18 protein-coding genes and 2 tRNA genes are annotated in these 21,330 nt (G+C 59.4%); 18 read left to right on the top strand and 2 right to left on the bottom strand.

From position 1 onward, the window contains the following. The first annotated feature begins 80 nt into the window (after window positions 1-80). From C8C89_RS22765 to C8C89_RS22745, 5 genes are all read left to right on the top strand, one after another. The gene (locus tag C8C89_RS22765) at window positions 81-2,441 is read left to right on the top strand and encodes a DNA translocase FtsK (protein WP_101480434.1); all 2,361 of its coding nucleotides are present in this window, start codon (window positions 81-83) and stop codon (window positions 2,439-2,441) included. Between the two features lie 5 nt (window positions 2,442-2,446). Next, entirely contained in the window at window positions 2,447-3,103 is a 657-nt protein-coding gene (lolA, locus tag C8C89_RS22760) for an outer membrane lipoprotein chaperone LolA (protein WP_133992709.1), read from the top strand. Between the two features lie 72 nt (window positions 3,104-3,175). Continuing rightward, complete coding sequence (locus C8C89_RS22755) at window positions 3,176-4,480, top strand: replication-associated recombination protein A (protein WP_133992707.1); 1,305 nt, start codon at window positions 3,176-3,178, stop codon at window positions 4,478-4,480. Window positions 4,481-4,692: 212 nt separating this feature from the next. Then, window positions 4,693-5,352 carry a PIN domain-containing protein gene (locus C8C89_RS22750; RefSeq protein WP_101480436.1) on the top strand — a complete coding sequence of 220 codons (660 nt, stop codon included), beginning with the start codon at window positions 4,693-4,695 and terminating at the stop codon, window positions 5,350-5,352. An 18-nt stretch (window positions 5,353-5,370) separates the two neighbouring features. Then, window positions 5,371-6,219, top strand: coding sequence for an abortive infection family protein (locus tag C8C89_RS22745; protein WP_133992705.1), 849 nt, complete (start codon window positions 5,371-5,373; stop codon window positions 6,217-6,219). A 168-nt stretch (window positions 6,220-6,387) separates the two neighbouring features. Here the strand turns inward: C8C89_RS22745 and C8C89_RS22740 are convergent, their stop codons facing one another. Both C8C89_RS22740 and C8C89_RS22735 read right to left on the bottom strand, forming a co-directional pair. After that, window positions 6,388-7,131 carry an NAD(P)-dependent oxidoreductase gene (locus tag C8C89_RS22740; protein WP_133992703.1) on the bottom strand — a complete coding sequence of 248 codons (744 nt, stop codon included), beginning with the start codon at window positions 7,129-7,131 and terminating at the stop codon, window positions 6,388-6,390. Further along, window positions 7,128-7,418: a DUF2917 domain-containing protein gene (locus tag C8C89_RS22735; RefSeq protein ID WP_166674831.1), complete on the bottom strand. Its 291-nt coding sequence runs from the start codon at window positions 7,416-7,418 to the stop codon at window positions 7,128-7,130. Before C8C89_RS22735 ends, C8C89_RS22740 begins: the two co-directional genes overlap by 4 nt. A gap of 180 nt (window positions 7,419-7,598) precedes the next feature. Here C8C89_RS22735 and C8C89_RS22730 point away from each other — a divergent pair, with 180 nt between their 5' ends. The 13 genes from C8C89_RS22730 (at window position 7,599) to pta (ending at window position 21,330) form a co-directional block, all read left to right on the top strand. Then, entirely contained in the window at window positions 7,599-9,020 is a 1,422-nt protein-coding gene (locus C8C89_RS22730; protein WP_133992699.1) for a PLP-dependent aminotransferase family protein, read from the top strand. 149 nt (window positions 9,021-9,169) lie between these two features. Further along, window positions 9,170-9,373, top strand: a complete 204-nt coding sequence (locus C8C89_RS22725) for a hypothetical protein (protein WP_133992697.1) — start codon at window positions 9,170-9,172, stop codon at window positions 9,371-9,373. A gap of 147 nt (window positions 9,374-9,520) precedes the next feature. Continuing rightward, window positions 9,521-10,810: a serine--tRNA ligase gene (serS, locus tag C8C89_RS22720; RefSeq protein ID WP_101480441.1), complete on the top strand. Its 1,290-nt coding sequence runs from the start codon at window positions 9,521-9,523 to the stop codon at window positions 10,808-10,810. A gap of 111 nt (window positions 10,811-10,921) precedes the next feature. After that, a tRNA-Ser gene (locus C8C89_RS22715) sits at window positions 10,922-11,011 on the top strand. Between the two features lie 347 nt (window positions 11,012-11,358). After that, window positions 11,359-11,448: transfer RNA gene (locus tag C8C89_RS22710), tRNA-Ser, on the top strand. A 224-nt stretch (window positions 11,449-11,672) separates the two neighbouring features. Further along, window positions 11,673-12,728, top strand: a complete 1,056-nt coding sequence (hisC, locus tag C8C89_RS22705; protein ID WP_101480442.1) for a histidinol-phosphate transaminase — start codon at window positions 11,673-11,675, stop codon at window positions 12,726-12,728. A 56-nt stretch (window positions 12,729-12,784) separates the two neighbouring features. Next, window positions 12,785-13,654 carry an NAD(P)-dependent oxidoreductase gene (locus C8C89_RS22700; RefSeq protein WP_101480443.1) on the top strand — a complete coding sequence of 290 codons (870 nt, stop codon included), beginning with the start codon at window positions 12,785-12,787 and terminating at the stop codon, window positions 13,652-13,654. 203 nt (window positions 13,655-13,857) lie between these two features. Further along, window positions 13,858-14,922: a YeiH family protein gene (locus C8C89_RS22695; protein ID WP_101480444.1), complete on the top strand. Its 1,065-nt coding sequence runs from the start codon at window positions 13,858-13,860 to the stop codon at window positions 14,920-14,922. 16 nt (window positions 14,923-14,938) lie between these two features. Further along, complete coding sequence (locus C8C89_RS22690; RefSeq protein WP_133992695.1) at window positions 14,939-16,243, top strand: D-amino acid dehydrogenase; 1,305 nt, start codon at window positions 14,939-14,941, stop codon at window positions 16,241-16,243. Continuing rightward, on the top strand, window positions 16,240-17,055 hold the full coding sequence (locus C8C89_RS22685) for a thiazole synthase (RefSeq protein WP_133992693.1): 816 nt from the start codon (window positions 16,240-16,242) through the stop codon (window positions 17,053-17,055). Before C8C89_RS22690 ends, C8C89_RS22685 begins: the two co-directional genes overlap by 4 nt. 80 nt (window positions 17,056-17,135) lie before the next feature. Next, window positions 17,136-18,146: a porin gene (locus C8C89_RS22680; RefSeq protein WP_133992691.1), complete on the top strand. Its 1,011-nt coding sequence runs from the start codon at window positions 17,136-17,138 to the stop codon at window positions 18,144-18,146. 226 nt (window positions 18,147-18,372) lie between these two features. Further along, complete coding sequence (gene xsc, locus C8C89_RS22675; RefSeq protein ID WP_133992689.1) at window positions 18,373-20,199, top strand: sulfoacetaldehyde acetyltransferase; 1,827 nt, start codon at window positions 18,373-18,375, stop codon at window positions 20,197-20,199. 129 nt (window positions 20,200-20,328) lie between these two features. Then, a complete protein-coding gene (pta, locus tag C8C89_RS22670; protein WP_133992687.1) occupies window positions 20,329-21,330 on the top strand; it encodes a phosphate acetyltransferase in 1,002 nt (333 codons plus the stop codon).

Below are 21,330 nucleotides of genomic sequence, written 5' to 3'. Positions count from 1 at the left end.
GGCATATATGGCTTAGAATACTTCCTTATTATGGGAAATTCCCTTTCAGAAACATTTATCACCTTGCAGCGCTTCCCAGAATGACTAAACCAGCCCAGGCCAATCAAAATAGCTACACCCGTAAACCGGTCGAACGCCGGCCTCTGCCGAACCGGCTGGTACGGCTGCTGTCCGAGGCGCGCTGGTTCGCGCTGGCCGCGTTTGCCCTGTACTTTGTGCTGATACTGGCCAGCTTCCACAAGCTTGACCCGGGCTGGTCGCATGCGACCTCCGTCGACAAGGTGGCCAACCTGGGCGGCAAGCTGGGTGCGACCTTCTCCGATCTGTTGCTGTATATCTTCGGCTTTTCCGCCTGGTGGTGGTGCGTGTGGCTGCTGCGCACGGTGTGGAATGGCTATCGCCGCCTGAGCAAGCGCTTCCTGCTGGAAGAGGAAGAGGTGGAGCGCGAGCACCATGTCGAGATGCTGATCCGCATCGTCGGCTTCTCCATCATGCTGATCGGCAGCATGGGCCTGGAATACCTGCGCATGGCGAAGAGCCTGCACGTGCAGCTGCCGCGCGAGCCGGGCGGCGTGCTGGGCCAGCTGGTGGGCCACTCGGCCCACGTGGCGTTTGGTTTCACGGGCGCCACCTTGTTGTTGCTGCTGCTGTTTGGCCTGGGGTTCAGCCTGTTCTTCCATGTGTCCTGGTTACAAGTAGCCGAGCGCATCGGCGGCACCATCGAAGACGCCTTCAACTGGTTCGTGCTGCGCTACCAGGACCGCGAAGACCGCCGCCAGGGCGAAGTGGCTGCCGTGCGCCGCGACGAAGTGGTGGTCATCGAGCGGGCCAAGCACGTGGAAAAGCACGTGGCCGCGCCGCCCGTGAAGATCGAGCCGCAAGTCGTTACCGTGGTGAAATCGGAGCGCGTGGAAAAAGAGCGCCAGGCGCATCTGTTTGAAACCCCCGGCGATGGCAAGCTGCCGCCGCTGTCCCTGCTTGACGAGGCGCCGCCCGTGGTGGAAACGGTATCCGTGGAAACGCTGGAATTCACGAGCCGCCTGATTGAAAAGAAATTGTCGGACTTTGGCGTGGACGCCAAGGTAGTGGCCGCTTACCCCGGCCCTGTGGTCACGCGCTATGAAATCGAGCCGGCCACGGGCGTGAAGGGTAGCCAGATCGTGGGCCTGGCGCGCGACCTCGCCCGTTCGCTGTCGCTGACCTCGATCCGCGTTGTGGAAACCATTCCCGGCAAGAATTACATGGCGTTGGAATTGCCGAACAGCAAGCGCCAGATCGTGCGCCTGACGGAAATCCTCGGCTCCAAGGTCTACAACGATGGCGTGTCCAGCCTGACGATTGCGCTGGGCAAGGATATCGCCGGCAAGCCCGTCGTGGCGGACCTGGCCAAGATGCCCCACTTGCTGGTGGCCGGCACGACCGGTTCCGGTAAATCCGTGGGCATCAATGCGACGATCCTGTCGCTGCTGTATAAATCCGACCCGCTCGACGTGCGCCTGATCCTGATCGATCCGAAGATGCTGGAAATGTCCGTCTACGAAGGCATCCCGCATTTGCTGGCGCCCGTGGTCACCGACATGCGCCAGGCCGGCCACGCGCTGAACTGGGCCGTGAACGAGATGGAACGCCGCTACAAGCTGATGAGCAAGATGGGCGTGCGTAACCTGGCCGGCTACAACGCGAAGATTGCCGATGCGAAAAAGCGCGAAGAACATATCCCCAATCCGTTCAGCCTGACGCCGGATTCGCCGGAACCGCTGGATAAACTGCCAACCATCGTCATCATCATCGACGAGCTGGCCGATTTGATGATGGTGGTGGGCAAAAAAGTCGAGGAATTGATCGCGCGTATCGCGCAAAAGGCGCGTGCCGCCGGCTTGCACTTGATTCTGGCCACGCAGCGCCCATCTGTAGACGTGATCACGGGCTTGATCAAGGCCAACATTCCTACGCGTATCGCCTTCCAGGTATCGTCGAAGATCGACTCGCGCACCATTCTCGACCAGATGGGCGCGGAAACCCTGCTGGGCATGGGCGACATGCTGTACATGCCGCCCGGCACCGGTTTGCCGATGCGCGTGCACGGTGCGTTTGTGTCTGATGAAGAAGTGCACAGGGTCGTCAGCCATTTGAAGCTGCAGGGCGAACCGAATTACATCGAGGGCATCCTCGAAGGCGGCACCCTGGAAGGCGATGGCGCCGAAGGCGGCGCGCCGGGCGAGGGCGGCGGCGAGGCCGATGCCCTGTACGACCAGGCGGTGGCGGTGGTGCTGAAAAACCGCCGCGCGTCGATTTCGCTGGTGCAGCGTCATTTGCGCATCGGCTACAACCGCGCCGCCCGTCTGCTCGAGCAGATGGAGCAGAGCGGGGTAGTATCAACCATGCAATCCAATGGCAACCGGGAAATCCTGGTGCCGGCGGCAAGTAGCGAACAAGGGTAAATAGAATGAAAAGCAATACTTTCGCAACAAAAATGATGATAGGTGCGGCCAGCGTTGCCTGCAGCCTGCTGTTCGCGGCCAGCGCCTCGGCCAGCGCGCTGGAACAATTCAAAAGCTTTGCCGCCGGCACCAAGTCGGCCAAGGGCGAGTTCGTGCAGCGCCAGGTCAAGAAGGCGGACGCCAGCGGCAAGGCGAAAGTGTCGACGCCGGCCAGCGGCACGTTCGAGTTTGCCCGTCCAGGCAAGTTCATCTGGACCTATCTGAAACCGTACGAGCAGCTGCTGCAAGCCGATGGCGACAAGTTGTATATCTACGACAAGGACTTGAGCCAGGTGACGGTCAAGAAACTGGGCGACGCGCTCGGTTCCTCGCCAGCCGCCATCCTGTTTGGCAGCAACGACCTGGAAAAGAATTTCACCCTGGCCGAAGCGGGTACGCGCGATGGCCTGGAATGGCTGAAAGCGACGCCGAAGGCCAAGGATACGACGTTTGATGAAATCACCATCGGCCTGCGCAATGGCGTGCCCGAAGCGATGGAATTGCGTGACTCGTTCGGCCAGACCTCGGTGCTGGCGTTCAAGAATTTCCAGAAAAACCCGGCCTTATCTGCCAATCACTTTAAATTTGTCATGCCCAAGGGCGCGGATGTGATAAATAATTAACGTCATTCGTGCTTCATTATCGACCGGCCTCGCAGCGATGCGGGGCTTTTGCTTTTCTTACTGGACATTGTCATGGCGGATCTGTTTTCGCAAAAGCCCGTGGCGCCGCTCGCTGAAGCGTTGCGCCCCAAGACCCTCGATGAGGTTGTTGGCCAGTCACATTTGCTGGGGGAAGGCAAGCCTTTAAGGCTGGCTTTCCAGTCGGGCCAGCCGCACTCCATGATTTTTTGGGGACCTCCGGGTGTTGGTAAAACCACTCTGGCGCGCCTGACTGCGTCGGCCTTCAAGTGCGAGTTCATTGCCCTCTCTGCCGTCTTCTCCGGCGTAAAGGATATTCGTGCCTCAATGGAGCAGGCTGAGCAGAATTTGGCTCTGGGTAAGCACACGATCTTGTTTGTGGACGAAATTCACAGGTTCAACAAGTCTCAACAGGATGCTCTTCTACCCTATGCGGAAAGCGGCTTGGTGACCTTCATTGGAGCTACAACCGAGAACCCTTCTTTTGAGGTGAATTCCGCCTTGTTGTCACGTGCTCAGGTCTATGTCCTGAAATCGCTGACAGAGGAAGAACTCAAGCTGTTATTGACACGTGTTCAAGAGGAAGGCGTTCTTGGCGCTCTCACGTTTGAAGACCAGGCTGTCGATACTATTATTGGCTATGCAGACGGTGACGCCCGGCGATTCTTGAATCTTCTGGAGCAGGCCAATACAGCGGCCAAGACCTCTGGCATCACGCTTATCACCGCTGACTTTCTTCAAAACGCGCTGACCTTGAATAGTCGGCGGTTTGACAAAGGCGGGGATAATTTCTATGACCAGATTTCGGCCCTGCACAAATCTGTTCGCGGCTCCAATCCTGATGCGGCCCTTTACTGGCTAACGAGAATGTTGGACGGTGGTGCTGATCCTCGTTATTTGTCCCGGCGCATTGTTCGCATGGCATGGGAAGATATTGGTCTTGCCGATCCAAGGGCCATGCAGATTGCCAACGATGCAGCGTTGACGTATGAGCGCCTTGGCAGTCCGGAGGGTGAATTGGCCTTAGGCCAAGCGGTAATCTATCTGGCTGTTGCTGCTAAAAGCAATGCGGGCTACAACGCATATAACCAGGCCAAGGCATTTGTGAAGAAAGACAAAAGCCGTGAAGTGCCCGTTCATTTGCGTAATGCTCCGACCAAGCTCATGAAAGAACTTGGCTATGGGCATGAATACCGATATGCTCATGATGAACCCAATGCTTATGCTGCTGGTGAAACCTATCTTCCTGACGGTATTGGTGATCCAGGGTGGTACCAACCCGTACCAAGGGGGTTAGAGATCAAAATTGGTGAAAAGCTTGCTGTGCTCAGGAAGTGGGATAAAGAAGCGAGCAAGTAGGGATTTTCCAAGCACGAAACTGGTCATTGTTACCATTACATGATAGCGTTTGATAACAATGAAGTAGATGGTGCATATACGAGGAGTGAGTTGCTGAGGCTAATCAAAAAACTTTAATTTCCATGCTGTTAATTAGATAATTGTAAAATTACATATCGGGGAAAAGTTACTTTTGGCAATATTATCATTAACTCCCTTTTAGCTAATTGAACATGAAAAAGCTCTTACTTGTTGATCTGGAAAACAAGCACAAGGTTGATTTGTCTACCCTCGATGAGAGCTTCCGAGCCATCATCTTCGTCGGCGCCAATCAGAACCCTCCAAAAGCTGCCAGGAAGCCAGCAACGGCTCACAGGTTCAGCCGTGTGGACTTCCTGAAAATATCAGGTAGCGGCAAGAATGCCTTGGACTTCCATATAGCTTTTGAATTAGGTAGGACGTTTGAAACAGCTCCTGATACCCAATGCTTCGTACTCAGTGGCGATAAGGGTTTTGATCCGCTTCTGAACCACTTGAACATCAACGGCATGAGTTGCAAACGGGTGGAGAGCATTGCAGAGCTCGTGAGCACCAACATGGCGCCGGCCACGGTGCATGACCAAGTTGTCTGTCCTCATTGCAAGAAGGCCAGTACGATTGAGCACCACGGTGGTCATTGGTGTAGCAACTGCGGCAGGTTTGCTACACCACCCGATCCGAAGCTGTTGCCGTCTCATCAGGCGGGCTACACAGAGCCGAAACGATTTAAGTATGAAGATACCCATGCTTCCCATGAGTGTGGCTGGTGCAACCAGCATACCGATATGACTGGAGGGATTTATGACGATGGCGAATGGATGTGTGGGAACTGTATAGCTCGTTATGCGACATAAATTACAGTTTGGTGATAAATGAAATTGTCGGATTTTTCAGCCCAAAGGATTGCTGAGTTCATTGCCGGTGATCTCAGCGGCTGGCCCTACAGAAGTGGGCCGAAGCTCGTTGCCTTTTTCAATAAAATGGGCTTCAGAGATGTCTATCAGCAAGGGTTTCCTAGTAGATCTGCTTTTTCCAAAGAAAAAGTAGCTGAACTTAATGGGAAACCTAAACTGAAGGACGTCATAAGAGAGATGCTTGATCCGAGACTGTGGATTGAGCTTGCTGCGAACGGACATGTTGTTGAAGCATGTGCGATCCAGCTAAACGAGATATTACGCTATGACGGCTATGAAGCTATCCGTGATGGAAATTTCTATAAGGTTCGTGAATTAGCTGGTGGGATCATTGAAGTAGAAAATCGCTTTGAAGAGTCGCAAGAACTCGGTGAGCTCCTAATTGAAGAGCAGATTCAAAAGTGTCGAGAAAAAATTGATGTGGGTGATTATTCAGGTGCAATCACCAATGCTAGAAGCTTGATAGAGGCAGTATGCGTCAAAATTGAGGCTGAGCTCGATCCCTCACAATCGGTAGGAAACGACGGTGATTTAGTGAAAATGTTCAACCGAACTCGTAAGCTACTTCAGTTAGATCCCAGTAGGCAAGACATTTCCGACTCACTCAAGCAGGTTTTAACTGGGCTAAGTAATATCATCAATGGTTTGGCGGCAATGCGAAATAAAATGTCCGATGCTCATGGCGTTACCTATAAGCCTAGTCGACATCATGCCAAACTTGCGGTTAATTCGGCCAAAACATTAGCTGATTTCCTCTTCGATTCTATGAGCTATCAAATCGGAAAAGGAAGCCTAACAAAGAAATAAAGAGCACCTTCGGGTGCTTTTTTGTACCCGGCACTTCAGCACCGCAAGTGCTTTTCCTATATGGATAAAAATTTTGAGGAAGTACATGAAGCTCAACATCGATCTTAGCACATGCCTTTATGAATCATAAAACATCAGCAATTGCTTTTGGCGGGGCAAGGGCTGAGGCTACAAACCCAGCAATATAAAACCGTCATCCTGCGGCGCGTAGCCCACCAGCTGGCGCGTCGCCGTAATCGACAACCGTTTATAGCGGTTCTCCGATACCCCATGCACGACGTGGTAGCCGGCCGGCACCTGTGCACTCACGCAGCGGGCCAGCAGCTGTACTACGTCGCGTTCGCTGATAAAGGCGGCGATGTCGCGCGCGCTGTGCTGTTGACCTGGCGCAAAGTGGGCCACGTTGGCGATGCGCACGGCTATCGTCGTCATGCCATGCTGTTGCGCGAACGCGCAAGCCACGCCTTCGCCGAAGGCCTTGCTGGCGCCATACATATTGGCTGGCCGGGCCGGCATGCTTTCCTGCACCTGCATATCCAGCGGATAGCCTTCCACGGCTTGCGCGCTGCTGGCAAACACCACTCTTCTCACTCCCTGCGCCTGTGCCGCGCGGAAGATGTTGTGCGTGCCGATGATGTTCGGCTGCAGCAATTGCGCATCGAAGTCGGCGCTGGCGTGCGGCACGCCGGCCAGGTGCAGTACCACGTCGACGTCCGCGCAAGCGGCCAGGCAGGCAGCGTAGTCGGCCACATCGAGCCGGGTGGAGGGGCAGGGCGCTTCAGCCAATCCCTCAGTGTGCAGGTCGGCCAGGCGTAGGGAGAATTCCCCGTGCCGGCGCTTCCAGAAAGCGGTGCCGATGATGCCGGCCGCGCCCGTGACGAGGACGCGTAATGGGGTGGCTGCTAGAGTCATGTATTCCTTGTATTCAGTGGGTGAGGCAGTGCCAGGTTCAGCCAGCGCAGCAGGGCGGGACGGGGTGCGGCTGTCCCATGCACGCGGATGTGGCCGCTACCCACGGCTTCGACCAGCACCAGGCCGTCATTCGGTATCGTGTAGCGTTCGCCGCTGCGCAGCACGCAATCCTCGAACTGGGCATAGGCCGTAATCCAGGCCGTGCCGGACAGGCATTCGATAACCTTGGTGCGCGCTTTTTCCAGGCGTAAAGGTCGTTCGCTGCGTAATTCGTGGTCGGTATGCATGGCATCGCTCCTGTTGTGCTGACAGGAACAGCTTAGGCGCTTGCCTTGAACCATGACAGATGCAGGAAAACGAAATTGTAATGATCACAGTGACCTTTGCCGTACACTGTGCTTGTCAAAAAATTGGGCAACTGTATCTGTGCGGGCCGCGCGCGGCAGCCGCATACTGAAGGGATGAACATGAGCGCGCATTTGAATCTGTACGAGCACCTGGCCAACGAGCTGGGCGCCCTGATCGACTCGCGCGTGTTCGCGCCCGGCGACCGGCTGCCGTCGATCCGCCACCTGGCGCAGCAAAAGCGCATCTCCGTGAGCACGGTGATGCAAGCCTTGCGCCTGATGGAAGACCGGGGGCAAGTCGATGCGCGGCCCCAGTCCGGCTATTTCGTGCGCCACCGCGCGCCGCGCCGGCCCTGCAGCGCGGACGCCCAGCACTTGAAGGAACCGGCCTTTGTCGGCATCAATAATCTCTTGATGCGCGTGCTGAAGGACAACGAAACGGCGAATATCGTGCAACTGGGCACGGCCTGGCCGCCCGACGAAATCCTGCCCGTCAAGCGCATGCAGCGCACCATCAGCGCGGTAGCTCGGCGCGAACCCGCTTTATTGAGCAAGGTCAGTTGCTACGACGTCAGCGAAGGCAATTTCTTGCGCCAGGTCACGCGCCGGGCGCTGGACTGGGGCAAGCTGGACCCGCACGAGATCGTCGTGACGAATTCCTGCACGGAAGCGATCAGCCTGTGCCTGCGCGCCGTGGCCAAACCGGGCGACACCATCGCCATCGAGTCTGCCACGTATTTCGTGCTGCTGCAGATGATAGAAAGCCTGGGCATGAAGGCGCTGGAAATTCCCACCGACCCGAAGACGGGACCGTCGCTCGACGCGCTGGAGCTGGCCTTGCGCGCCGGCCTCGTGCAAGCCTGCCTGTTCGTGCCGAATGCGAATAACCCCCTCGGTTGCGTCATGCCGGAAGCAAACAAGAAGCGCCTGGCCAGTCTGCTGTCGGAGTTCAATATTCCGCTGGTGGAAGACGATGTGTATGGCGACCTGTGCTTTGCGCCGCAGCGTCCGTGGCCCGTGAAAGCCTATGATACGAGCGGCAACGTCTTATTGTGCTCCTCGTTTTCCAAGGCCATCACGCCCGCCTCGCGCGTGGGCTACGTGCTGGCAGGGCGCTTCGCGCAGGAAGTGGCCCTGCTGAAAACCGTGTCGAGCGGCGCCACCAGCCATTTCTTCCAGGCCGTGCTGGCCGATTTCTTGGAGGGCAGCAGCTACGACCAGCAGCTGCGCAAGATGCGGCGCACCCTGGTGCAGCGCATCGCCTGCATGTCCGACGCCGTGGCGGCCCACTTTCCGGCGGACTGCATGCTGTCCGAGCCGCAGGGCGGTTTCGTGCTGTGGGTGCAGATGCCGCCGCAAGTCGATGCGCTGGCCCTGCACGGTCAGGCCATCGCGGACGGCGTGGCGTATATGCCGGGCCAGCTGTTCTCGGCTTCGGGCAAGTTCAGTAATTACCTGCGCCTCAATTGCGGCAATGCCTGGACGCCGCGCATCGAGCAGGCGATCAGCCGTTTGGGGCGCCTCGTCAAGGATTCCTTGTAACTATTCTTTGCGCTTCAATCCCCGTTTTTCACCGTTCGCTCCCTGTTTTTTGCTGCTGGTCGCAAGCCGGTGGCGTTGTTTGTCGCCGTTGGCTAAAGTACCACCATACCAGCAGCAGTCAACGACGCAAACCAACCAGGAGTCACATCATGCACGCACTGAAAAACATGGAAATCACCTTTGTCGCCGCCGCCATCATCGCCATCGGCGCCAGCTTCGCCACCGCCGGTGCGAATACCGTGGAAGTGAGCGCCAATAACACCGTGATCGCCCAGGCTGCCGACAGCACGATACCCGTCGTCACCGTCAGCGCCCGCCGCCTCACCGCTGCCGAAAAAGCCGCCTTTATTTGAGCCGCAACCTGAGCACCAGCCGTAAAGCGGGCGCGAGTGCCCAGCCATGCCGCCATGACGATGGTTGGCCATGTGCAAAACTCATAAAGAACTGATCGGGTCTTGGTACAATGAGTGCTTTCGATACATCGGCACCGCCATCCAACCATGATAGATATCCAACTTCTCCGTAAAGACATCGCCACCGTCGCAGAACGCCTGGCGACGCGCAAATTCCAGCTCGACGTGGCAGGTTTCAATGCCCTCGAAGCCGAACGCAAGGCGATCCAGACGCGTACCGAAGAGCTGCAGGGCAAGCGCAACGCGCTGTCCAAGCAAATCGGCATGTTGAAAGGCAAGGGGGAAGACACCTCGGCCGTGATGGCGCAAGTGGCCGGCCTGGGCGATGAGCTGAAAGCCGATGAAGCGGCCCTGACCCTGGTGCAAGCCAAGCTGAGCGATTTCATCATGGCCGTGCCGAATTTGCCGCACGAGTCGTCGCCCGTGGGTACGGACGAGTCGGGCAACGTGGAAGTGCGCAAGGTCGGCACGCCACGCGCCTTCGATTTTGAAGTCAAGGATCACGTCGACGTGGGTGCCCCACTGGGTCTGGATTTCGAAGTGGCGACCAAGCTGACCGGTTCGCGTTTCTCCGTCATGAAGGGCGGCATCGCCCGTTTGCACCGCGCGCTGGCGCAATTCATGCTCAACACGCACGTGGACGAGCATGGCTACACGGAATGCTATACGCCGTACATGGTCAACGCCGATTCGCTGCGCGGCACGGGCCAGCTGCCGAAATTCGAAGCCGATCTGTTCTCGGTGAAAAAAGGCGGCGCGGAAGGCGAGGGCGAGACCTTCTACCTGATCCCCACGTCGGAAGTGTCGCTGACCAACATCGCGCGCGATGAAATCCTGGCGCTCGATCAATTGCCCCTGAAAATGACGGCCCACACGCCATGCTTCCGTTCGGAAGCGGGCAGCTATGGCCGCGACACGCGCGGCATGATCCGCCAGCATCAGTTCGACAAGGTGGAAATGGTGCAAGTGGTGCACCCGGACACGTCGTACCAGGTGCTCGATGAAATGGTCGGCCATGCGGAAGCGATTTTGCAACGCCTGGGCCTGCCATACCGCGTGATGTCGCTATGCACGGGCGACATGGGCTTTGGCGCCACCAAGACCTTCGACCTGGAAGTGTGGCTGCCGGCGCAAAACACCTACCGCGAGATTTCGTCCCTGTCGAACTGCGAAGCCTTCCAGGCCCGCCGCATGCAGGCGCGTTTCCGCAACGCTGCCGGCAAGCCGGAACTGGCGCACACCCTGAACGGCTCCGGCCTGGCAGTGGGCCGCACCCTGGTCGCCGTGCTGGAAAATTACCAGCAGGCGGACGGCAGTGTCGAGATCCCAGCAGTGCTGCGCCCGTACATGGGCGGCCTGACGCATCTGAAGGCGTAAAAGGTTCGCGCAGACTGTGCAATGGAAGGCTGAAAATAGTCCTTCCATTTTTTCAAGCGGCTGCTATAATCTTGCCTTCCCGCAGCAATGCGGGAAAAGACCGCAGTAAATGGAGAGGTGGCAGAGTGGTCGAATGTACTTGACTCGAAATCAAGCGTACGTTAAATCGTACCGTGGGTTCGAATCCCACCCTCTCCGCCAGAACAAATAAAAAGAGCTCCCGCAAGGGAGCTTTTTTTATTTGTTCTGGCGGAGAGGAGTACGCCCCCTGCGGGGCGTACGCGTGGGATTCGAAGCTCCGCGCATATTTGCGCGGAGCTCTCCGAATCGTCCAATTGGTTTTGACGCGTGCGCCAAGGCGGCAGGTTCGAAGACGCGCGCGTGCTCGCGCGAGTCTCACCGAATCGCCCATATGGGTTTTGGTTTTAATTACCAGCCCTCAGTTGCAATTCACCAATAAAACCCCTACCCAAGCCAACAATGCCCATGCTAAAATAGCGCCTCGTTCAAACCGGCACGCCAGTTTGAATGAATAGACCGCAGTAAACGGAGAGGTGGCAGAGTGGTCGAATGTACTTGACTCGAAATCAAGCGTACGTTAAATCGTACCGTGGGTTCGAATCCCACCCTCTCCGCCAGAATACATAAGAGAAGCTCCCGCAAGGGAGCTTTTTTTATGCCCGCCACAGATGCCAACCGACCTGCGAGGTATCAATGCAGGTAGAAAAACCGCCCAAAGCGCGCAGCGCAAGGCGTTTTTTCCTCCATTCAAGCTCTAATGGCCAGCGCCCCGCCACCTTGATCTATCCCAGCCATGGTAATCTACCCGATCACCATCCTGCCCCCATACCAAAGCAAAGCAATGAGCCGATTCTGGAGCAACATCGTCAGCGAGCTGACCCCCTACATCCCCGGTGAGCAACCCAAACTGCCCGACCTGGTCAAACTCAACACCAACGAAAACCCCTATGGTCCGTCGCCGCAGGTGCTGGCCGCGCTGCGCGAAGCAGCCAACGACAGCCTGCGCCTGTACCCGGACCCGTCCGCCAGCGAATTGAAGCAAACCCTGGCCGCCTACCACGGCTTGACCAGCGCGCAAGTGTTCGTCGGCAACGGTTCCGACGAAGTGCTGGCACTGGCCTTCATGGCCTTGCTCAAGCACGATGCGCCGTTGTTGTTCCCCGACATCAGCTATAGCTTCTATCCCGTGTACTGCAAGCTGTATGGCATCGATTACCGCACCGTGCCCCTCGACGACGCCATGCGCATACGCCCGGAAGACTATCAGGGCCCATGCGGCGCCATCATCTTCCCCAATCCCAACGCGCCCACGGGCGTGGACTTGCCTTTGGCCGGCGTGGAAACCTTGCTGCGCGAGCATCCCGATGCCGTGGTGGTGGTCGATGAAGCGTATGTGGATTTCGGCGGCGAGAGCGCCGTGGCTTTGGTCGACCGTTATCCGAACTTGCTGGTGGTGCAGACGTTCTCGAAATCGCGCTCGCTGGCCGGCTTGCGCGTGGGCTGTGCCTTCGGGCATGCGGACCTGATCGAGGCGCTGGAACGGGTCAAGAACAGTTTCAACTCGTATCCGCTGGACCGGCTGGCGCTGGCCGGCGCCGTCGCTTCGCTGCACGACGAAGCGTATTTCCAGCAGACGCGCCAGGCCGTCATCGCCAGCCGCGAACAGCTGACGGCGGACTTGGCGGCGCTGGGCTTCGAGGTGCTGCCTTCGGTGGCCAATTTTGTCTTTGCCCGCCACCCGCAGCATGACGCGGCGCAGCTGGCGGCCGGCTTGCGCGCCCGCTCCGTCATCGTGCGCCATTTCAATGCACCGCGCATCAGCCAGTATTTGCGCATCAGCATCGGTAACCCGGCCGAGTGTGCAGCCTTGATGATCGCATTTCGCGAAGTGCTTTGATCTTGTGCAAGGTAATGCAACAATAATCGGATTCATTCATCGACAGGACGGACAATATGGCAAAAGTGGCATTCATCGGTTTGGGCGTCATGGGTTTCCCCATGGCAGGTCACCTGGCGGCGGGCGGACATGACGTCACCGTGTACAACCGCAACCCGGCCCGCGCGGCCGCCTGGCTGGAGCAGCACAAGGGCAGCAGCGCCGCCACGCCGGCCGCGGCCGCTGCGGGCGCCGAGTTTGTCTTCACCTGCATCGGCAACGATAACGATCTGTATCAAGTCATCCTGGAAGAGGGCGGCCTGCTGTCGGCCATGGCGCCGGGCAGCATACTGATCGACCACACGACGGCCTCGGCCGAAGCGGCGCGCACCATCCACGCGGCGGCGAAAGAGAAGGGCGTGTTCTTCCTTGACGCGCCCGTGTCCGGCGGCCAGGCGGGCGCGGAAAACGGCAAGCTGACGGTGATGGTGGGCGGCGACGCGCAAGCCTATGCGCGCGCCGAACCCGTCATCGCCTTGTTCTCGCGCGCGGTCACCTACATGGGCGCGTCCGGTTCCGGCCAGTTGACGAAGATGGTCAACCAGATCTGCATCGCCGGCCTGGTGCAGGCGCTGAGCGAAGGCATCGCCTTTGCGGAAAACGCGGGCTTGGACGCGGCGCTGGTGGTGGACGTCATTTCCAAGGGCGCGGCGCAGTCGTGGCAGCTGGAAAACCGGGGCAAGACCATGATCGAACGCAAGTTCGACTTCGGTTTTGCCGTCGACCTGATGCGCAAGGACCTGGGCATCTGCCTCGCCGAAGCCAGGCGCAACGGCAGCGACTTGCCCGTGACGACCTTGACGGACCAGTTCTATGGCGAAGTGCAGCAGGCGGGCGGCAACCGCTATGACACGTCCAGCCTGATCACCCGCCTCAGCAAGAAATAGATCGTCACAACGTCAATGAGCGGCGCGTCCCTGCAAAGGGCCGCGCCGCTTGTCGTTTACGCCAGTATCAACATCAAAACGTCAGTTTCCGGAACATCCGGTTTCGATTTTCATGGAAAAGCATGGACTTCGCTAGCTCATCGTGTATTATTAAAAAACGAGATGAAATGTCCCAATTTTTAAAACATTATGAGCGGACCCGCATGAAAACCAACTCCTCAGCGATAACACGCGTTGTCGACAAAAACATTCCCTACCTGTCTTCCGCCGTTGCCATCTGGCGCCCACGCGCTGTGCTGCGCAGCTGGCCCGGCGTCGCCATCGCGCTGGTGATCGCCCTGTCGGCCACCTTTATTTCCAGCAATTACGGCGGCCCCCAACTGCTGTATGCGCTGTTTTTCGGCCTGGCCTTCCACTTCCTCGCCTCCGATCCCACCTGCAAGCCCGGCATCGAGTTTTGCAGCAAGGTGCTGCTGCGCACGGGCGTGGCCCTGCTGGGCGCGCGCATCACCTTCAATCAGATCGCTTCTGTGGGCGTGACGCCCCTGCTGATCGTCGTCGGCGGCCTGATTGCCACCCTGGGTTTCGGTTATTTGCTGGCCAAGTGGCTGAAACGCCCCATCACGGAAGGTATTTTGTCGGGCGGTTCCGTGGCCATCTGCGGCGCCTCGGCCGCGCTGGCCATCTCGGCCGTGCTGCCGCAAACCAAGGAAAATGAAAAATTCACCCTGCTGACGGTGGTGGGCGTGACGTCGCTGTCGACCCTGGCCATGATCGTCTACCCGCTGCTGGTCAAACTGCTGGGCTTTGACCCCACGGAAGCGGGCGTGTTCATCGGCGGCACCATCCATGACGTGGCGCAAGTGGTGGGCGCCGGCTATCTGGTGAGCAACCATACGGGCGACGTGGCCACCTTCGTCAAATTGACGCGCGTGGCTTGCCTCGTGCCCGTCGTGCTGGGCCTGTCGATCATGTTCAAGCGCAAGGATGGCAAGAGCGAAGTCGATGCGCCGCCGCTGGTGCCTTTCTTCCTGATCGGCTTTGTCTGGCTGGTGATTACCAACAGCCTGGGCCTGATCCCGCAGGAAGTGAATGGCTGGATCAACAATGCCTCGCGCGCCTGCCTCGTCATCGCCATCGCCGCGCTGGGCGTGAAAACGTCGTTCCAGTCGCTGGCCTCGCTGGGCTGGCGTCCCGTGATCATGCTGGTAATGGAAACGGTGTGGATCGCCGCCTTCGTCGCCATCGCCGTGCTGCTGACGCGCTAAGCGAGTCGAGCCCGCCATGAAGATCCTTGTCCTCGGCGCCGGCGTGGTCGGCACGGCATCGGCCTGGTATTTGCGCCAGGCGGGCCACGATGTGCGCGTGCTTGAGCGCCAGGCGGGCGCCGCGCAGGAAACCAGTTTTGGCAATGGCGGGCAGATTTCCGTCTCGCACGCGGAACCGTGGGCCAACCCCGCCACCTTGCGCAAGGTGCTCACGTGGCTGGGCAAGGATGATGCGCCGCTGCTGTTTCGTCCACGCCTTGATGTGCTGCAATGGCAGTGGGTGCTGCATTACCTGCGCGAATGCCTGCCGTCGCGCGTGTCGCGCAATATGCGCCAGATCGTCGCCCTGGCCGAGTACAGCCGCCAGAGCCTGCAAGCGTTGCGCCGCGAGACGGGCATAGCCTATGACCACCTGGAGCGGGGCATCTTGCATTTCTATACGGACCAGCAGGAATTTGACAAATCGCAAGCAGGTGCCGCGCTCTTGCGCGCACTGGGCTGCCCGCGCAACACCGTCAGCGCCAATGAAGTGATACGGCTGGAACCTGCCCTGCGCCACGTGCGCAGCCGCATCGTCGGCGGCGACTTTACTGCCAGCGACGAGTCGGGCGACGTGCATTTGTTTACCACGGCCCTGGCCGCGCGCGCCGTTACGGCGGGCGTGGATTTCCGGTACGGCACGACGGTGACGCGCTTGCTGGCAGATGGCGAGCGCATCATTGGAGTGGAATGCATCGATGTGCAAGGGCGTCATCGCCTCGAGCATGCGGATGCCGTGGTGGTGGCCATGGGCAGCTTTTCCGCGCCCCTGCTGCAGCCGCTGGGCATCCGCTTGATGCTGTATCCGGGCAAGGGATACTCTGCCACCTATCCGATTGTCGACCCCGTCAGCGCACCTTCCGTCTCGCTGACGGACGACGGCCACAAACTGGTGTTTTCGCGCCTGGGCGAGCGCCTGCGCGTGGCGGGAACGTGCGAGTTGAACGGCTACACGCGCGAACTTAATTCCGTGCGCTGTGCCGCCATCACGCGCCGCGTGCAAGCGCTGTTTCCCCACGCCTGCGATTACAGCGACCCCGTCTACTGGGCCGGCCTGCGTCCCCTGACGCCCTCGAACGTGCCGTACATCGGCGCCACGCGCTACCGCCAGCTCTTCCTCAACACGGGCCACGGCACCCTGGGCTGGACCATGGGCTGCGGCGCGGGCAGGGCGATTGCCGATCTCGTGTCAGGACGGCGGCCCGAAGTCGATTTTGCGTTTTGCGGGGAGCCACCCCGGCAAGAGGCCGCTTTGGTTCAACTTAGGAGAGCACCACGATGAGAGACGACGCCACCCCCAGCCAAGCACCTACCGGCCTGACCCTGGCCGGCACCACCTACCAGTCGCGCCTGCTGGTGGGTACAGGAAAATACAAGGATTTCGAGGAAACGCGCCTCGCCATCGAAGAGAGCGGCGCCGAGATCGTCACCGTCACGATTCGCAGGGTCAACATTGGCCAGGAAAAGGGCGAGCCGAATTTGCTGGACTTCATTCCGCCGTCGAAATATACGATCTTGCCCAACACGGGCGGCTGCTACAACGCGCGCGACGCCGTCTACACGTTGCAACTGGCACGCGAACTGCTGGGCGGCCACCCGCTGTGCAAGCTGGAAGTGCTCGGTGATGAAAAGACCCTGTTTCCGAACATGCCGGAAACGTTAAAAGCGGCCGGGGAACTAGTGCGCGACGGCTTCCAGGTGATGGTGTATTGCAGCGACGATCCCATCCAGGCGCGCATGCTGGAAGACCTTGGCTGCATCGCCGTCATGCCGCTGGCGTCACTGATCGGCTCGGGCATGGGCATTTTGAATCCGTGGAATCTGTCGCTGATCATCGAGCAAGCCACGGTACCCGTGCTGGTCGATGCCGGCGTTGGCACGGCGTCGGACGCGGCCATCGCCATGGAGCTCGGTTGCGACGGCATCCTGATGAATACCGCCATCGCGGCGGCGCGCGAACCGATACGCATGGCGCGCGCCATGAAACTGGCAGTGCAGGGTGGACGCGAGGCTTATCTGGCCGGACGCATGCCTCGGAGAGCGGGCGCCATGAGCGCCTCGCCCTCGTCGCCGATGGCCGGGCTGATCGCCTGAGCCGTCGCATTACCGCATTTGCAGCACCGTTGTTGATTCCTGTTTGAAGCACGATAAAAACCACAATACCTGGAGATGACATGAAACACACACTCGTAGCGGCGGCCGTCATGGCCACACTCTTCGCCGGCAGCGCCAGCGCCCAATCGTCCGTCACCGTGTACGGCTTGCTCGACGCGGGCCTGACGTCCGAACACGGCGGCGCGGACGGTTCCGTCACCAAGCTGGCCACCGGCGTGCAGTCGGGTAGCCGCATCGGCTTCAAGGGTACGGAAGACCTGGGCAACAAGCTGAAAGCCAATTTCTTGCTGGAAAATGGCCTCGACCTCGATACGGGCGCTTACCGCCAGGGCGCCTTGTTCGGGCGCAAGGCTTACGTGGGCCTGTCGGGCGACTTCGGCGCCGTGAATATCGGCTTGCAGCACAATCCGCTGTTCACCGCGCTGGACAATATCGACCCCTTCGAGACGGGCCTGACGGGCGCCTCGATCAACCTGATGAGCGTGGCCAGCCTGCGCACGAAAAACTCCATCATGTACGAAACGCCGAAGGTGAACGGCTTGTCGGCCGCCATCATGCTTGGCCTCGGCGAAAAGCCGGACAGCAACACCCTGGGCCGCACTATCGACTTTTCCATCGATTACGCCAACGGCCCGCTGGTGCTGACCCTGGCGCACGACAACCGCAAGGACACGCCGCTGAACACGGCGAAAGTCACCTTGCTGGGCGGTACCTACGACTTCGGCCCCGCCAAGCTGCACGCCGCGTATGAAACGGACAAGGATGATGCGGGCACGGATTTCCGCGATGTCATGCTGGGCGTGTCGGCCCCCGTGGGCGTGGCTGGCAGCGTGATGGCGTCTTACATCAAGAAGGATGACCGCACGAATGCGCGTCGCGGCGGGCGCCAGCTGGCCATCGGCTATACCTATGCCTTGTCTAAGCGCACCAATCTGTACACCTCGTATGGACGTATCAGCAACGATGGCGCGGGCACCAACTTCGTTGGCGACGCATCGAGCGGCGGCAGCGTGCCCTTGCCGGGCCATAACTCGAGCGCCTTCACGGCCGGCATGCGCCTGAAGTTCTAGGACGCAGCGCACGAGGTATCGATGGCGGGCTGTCTTTTGCGGATAGCCCGCCATTGTTGTTTCAGGAGTGGGTCAAAGCCAGGGATTCCGGATTCAGGAATGAAACAGTCCGATTTTTCATGAATTTTCATTGACAGCGCATTTCGCAACCGTTAAATTGAACACGTATTTCAAATATCGGAACAAAATATACCGATTTTTTATAAAACCGTAAGGAGACTGTGCCATGACCGATTTGTCCGACCAAAAAGCCGCCGCCGCTGCCACTACCGCAGCAACCCCGGTGGGCCCGCAAAAGATGACGCCTTCCGAAGCGTTCGTGGAAACCCTGGCCGCCAATGGCGTGACCGACATGTTCGGCATCATGGGCTCGGCCTTCATGGACCCGATGGATATCTTTGCTCCCGCCGGCATCCGATTGATTCCCGTCGTGCACGAGCAGGGCGCCGGCCACATGGCCGACGGTTACGCCCGCGTCTCGGGCCGCCATGGCGTGGTCATCGGCCAGAACGGCCCCGGCATCAGCAATTGCGTGACCGCCATCGCCGCCGCCTACTGGGCGCACACCCCGGTCGTCATCATTACCCCTGAGACGGGCACCATGAGCATGGGCCTGGGCGGCTTCCAGGAAGCGAACCAGCTGCCGATGTTCGAGGAATTCACGAAATATCAAGGCCACGTGACCAATCCTGCCCGCATGGCCGAATTCACGGGCCGCTGCTTTGACCGCGCCATGTCGGAAATGGGCCCGACCCAGCTGAACATCCCGCGCGACTATTTCTATGGCGAAATCAAGGCCGAGATTCCAAAACCGAACCGCCTGGACCGTGGCGCCGGCGGCGAGCAAAGCCTCAACGATGCGGCCGAACTGCTGGCGAAAGCCAAGTTCCCCGTGATCATCTCGGGCGGCGGCGTCGTCATGGGCGAAGCGATCGAAGAATGCAAGGCATTGGCCGAACGCCTCGGTGCCCCCGTCGTCAACAGCTATCTGCACAACGACTCGTTTCCCGCCAGCCACCCGCTGTGGTGCGGCCCGCTCGGTTATCAAGGGTCCAAGGCGGCCATGAAACTGATCGCCAAGGCCGACGTCGTCGTCGCCCTCGGTTCGCGCCTGGGTCCGTTCGGCACCTTGCCGCAGCACGGCATGGATTACTGGCCGAAAAACGCCAAGATCATCCAGATCGACGCCGACAACAAGATGCTGGGCCTGGTCAAGAAAATCTCGGTGGGCATCTGCGGCGACGCCAAGGCGGCCGCGAAAGCCATCCTGTCCCGCCTGGATGGCAAGAGCCTCGATTGTGACGCGACGCGCGACGAGCGCTATGCCACCGTGCAAGCGGAAAAGGCCGCGTGGGAAGAGGAATTGACGAACTGGACGCATGAAAAAGATGCGTACAGCCTGGACATGATCGAAGAGCAAAAGAAGGAGCCGGGCAATTACCTGCACCCGCGCCAGGTCTTGCGCGAGCTGGAAAAAGCCATGCCGGAAGACGTGATGGTGTCGACCGACATCGGCAACATCAACTCGGTGGCGAACAGTTATTTGCGCTTCGAAAAGCCGCGCAGCTTCTTTGCAGCGATGAGCTTTGGCAACTGCGGCTATGCGTTTCCGACCATCATCGGCGCGAAAGTGGCCGCACCGCACCGTCCGGCCGTGTCGTATGCGGGCGACGGCGCCTGGGGCATGAGCTTGATGGAAACGATGACCTGCGTGCGCCACAACATTCCCGTGACGGCCGTGGTGTTCCACAACCGCCAGTGGGGCGCGGAAAAGAAAAATCAGGTCGATTTCTACAATCGCCGCTTCGTCGCCGGTGAGCTCGACAACCAGAGCTTCGCGGAAATCGCGCGCGCCATGGGCGCCGAAGGCATCACGGTCGACAAGCTGGAAGACGTGGGTCCGGCCTTGAAAAAGGCCATCGACATGCAGATGAATGAAGGCAAGACCACCATCATTGAAATCATGTGCACGCGCGAGCTGGGCGATCCGTTCCGCCGCGATGCGCTGAGCAGACCTGTGCGTCACCTGGACAAGTACAAAGACTACGTGTAATCAGTCAGCAGTCTGCCCGATCCTTGTATGACCCCGGCTTGCCGGGTTTTATGTGCCGGAACCATGGTTCATTCTTCATGCTTCATGCTTCCATGGTTCCGGCACTTTTTTTACCGAATTGGAGTACCCATGAAAGCCCTGCACCGCATCATCGCCCAAGCCCGCGCCGTGCCGAAAAACATCGTGTTGTGCGAGGGCGACGATGCGCGCGTGCTGCAGGCGGCCGCGCGCGCAGCAAGTGTAGGCCTGGCGCATATCACCATTGTGGGCAAGCCGGCCGCCATCCTGGCCCTGGCGCATGAACATGCGCTGAACCTGGACGCCGTGCGCCTGGTGGACCCTGCCACTTCCGAGGAGTCGGAACACTATGCCCAGCAATTGTTTGTGCTGCGCCAGGCCAAGGGCATGACGGTGGAGCAGGCCAGGCTCGCCGTGCAAGACCCGCTGTGCTACGCCAACCTGATGGTGCGCCTGGGCGACGCCGACGGCTGCGTGGCGGGGGCCGTGCATACGACGGCCGACGTGGTGCGCAGCGCTATCCAGATTATCGGCGTCGACCCAGCCTTCAAGCTGGTGTCCAGCTTTTTCCTGATGATGCTGTGCGAACCATTCCACAGCCTGAAGGGCGGTTTCATTTTTTCCGACTGCGCCCTGGTAGTCGACCCGAAGGCGGAAGAGCTGGCCGACATCGCCATGGCCGCCGCCGACAGCGCGCAAGCCTTGCTGATGGAAGAGCCACGGGTCGCCATGCTGTCGTTTTCCACCAGCGGCAGCGCCCATCACGCGGCCGTCGACAAGGTGCATGCGGCCACGGACCGGGTCAAGGCCCAGCGTCCGCTGCTGGCCATCGATGGCGACGTGCAGCTCGACGCGGCCATCGTGGCCGAGATTTCCCAGCGCAAGGTCAAGGATTCCGTCGTCAACGGACGCGCGAACGTGCTGGTATTCCCGAACCTCGATGCAGGCAATATCGGCTACAAGCTGGCCGAGCGCATGGGCGGCGCCGTCGCCATCGGCCCCTTGCTGCAAGGCTTGAACAAGCCGGCCAATGATTTGTCGCGCGGTTGCAGCGCCGACGATGTGTATAACGTCATTGCCGTGACGTCCGTGCAGGCCCAGGGTGGGCGCTGA

The sequence above is a fragment of the Janthinobacterium sp. 75 genome, from assembly GCF_004365495.1.
GTDB lineage: Bacteria > Pseudomonadota > Gammaproteobacteria > Burkholderiales > Burkholderiaceae_D > Janthinobacterium.
This window is presented reverse-complemented; position numbering and strand designations above follow the sequence as displayed.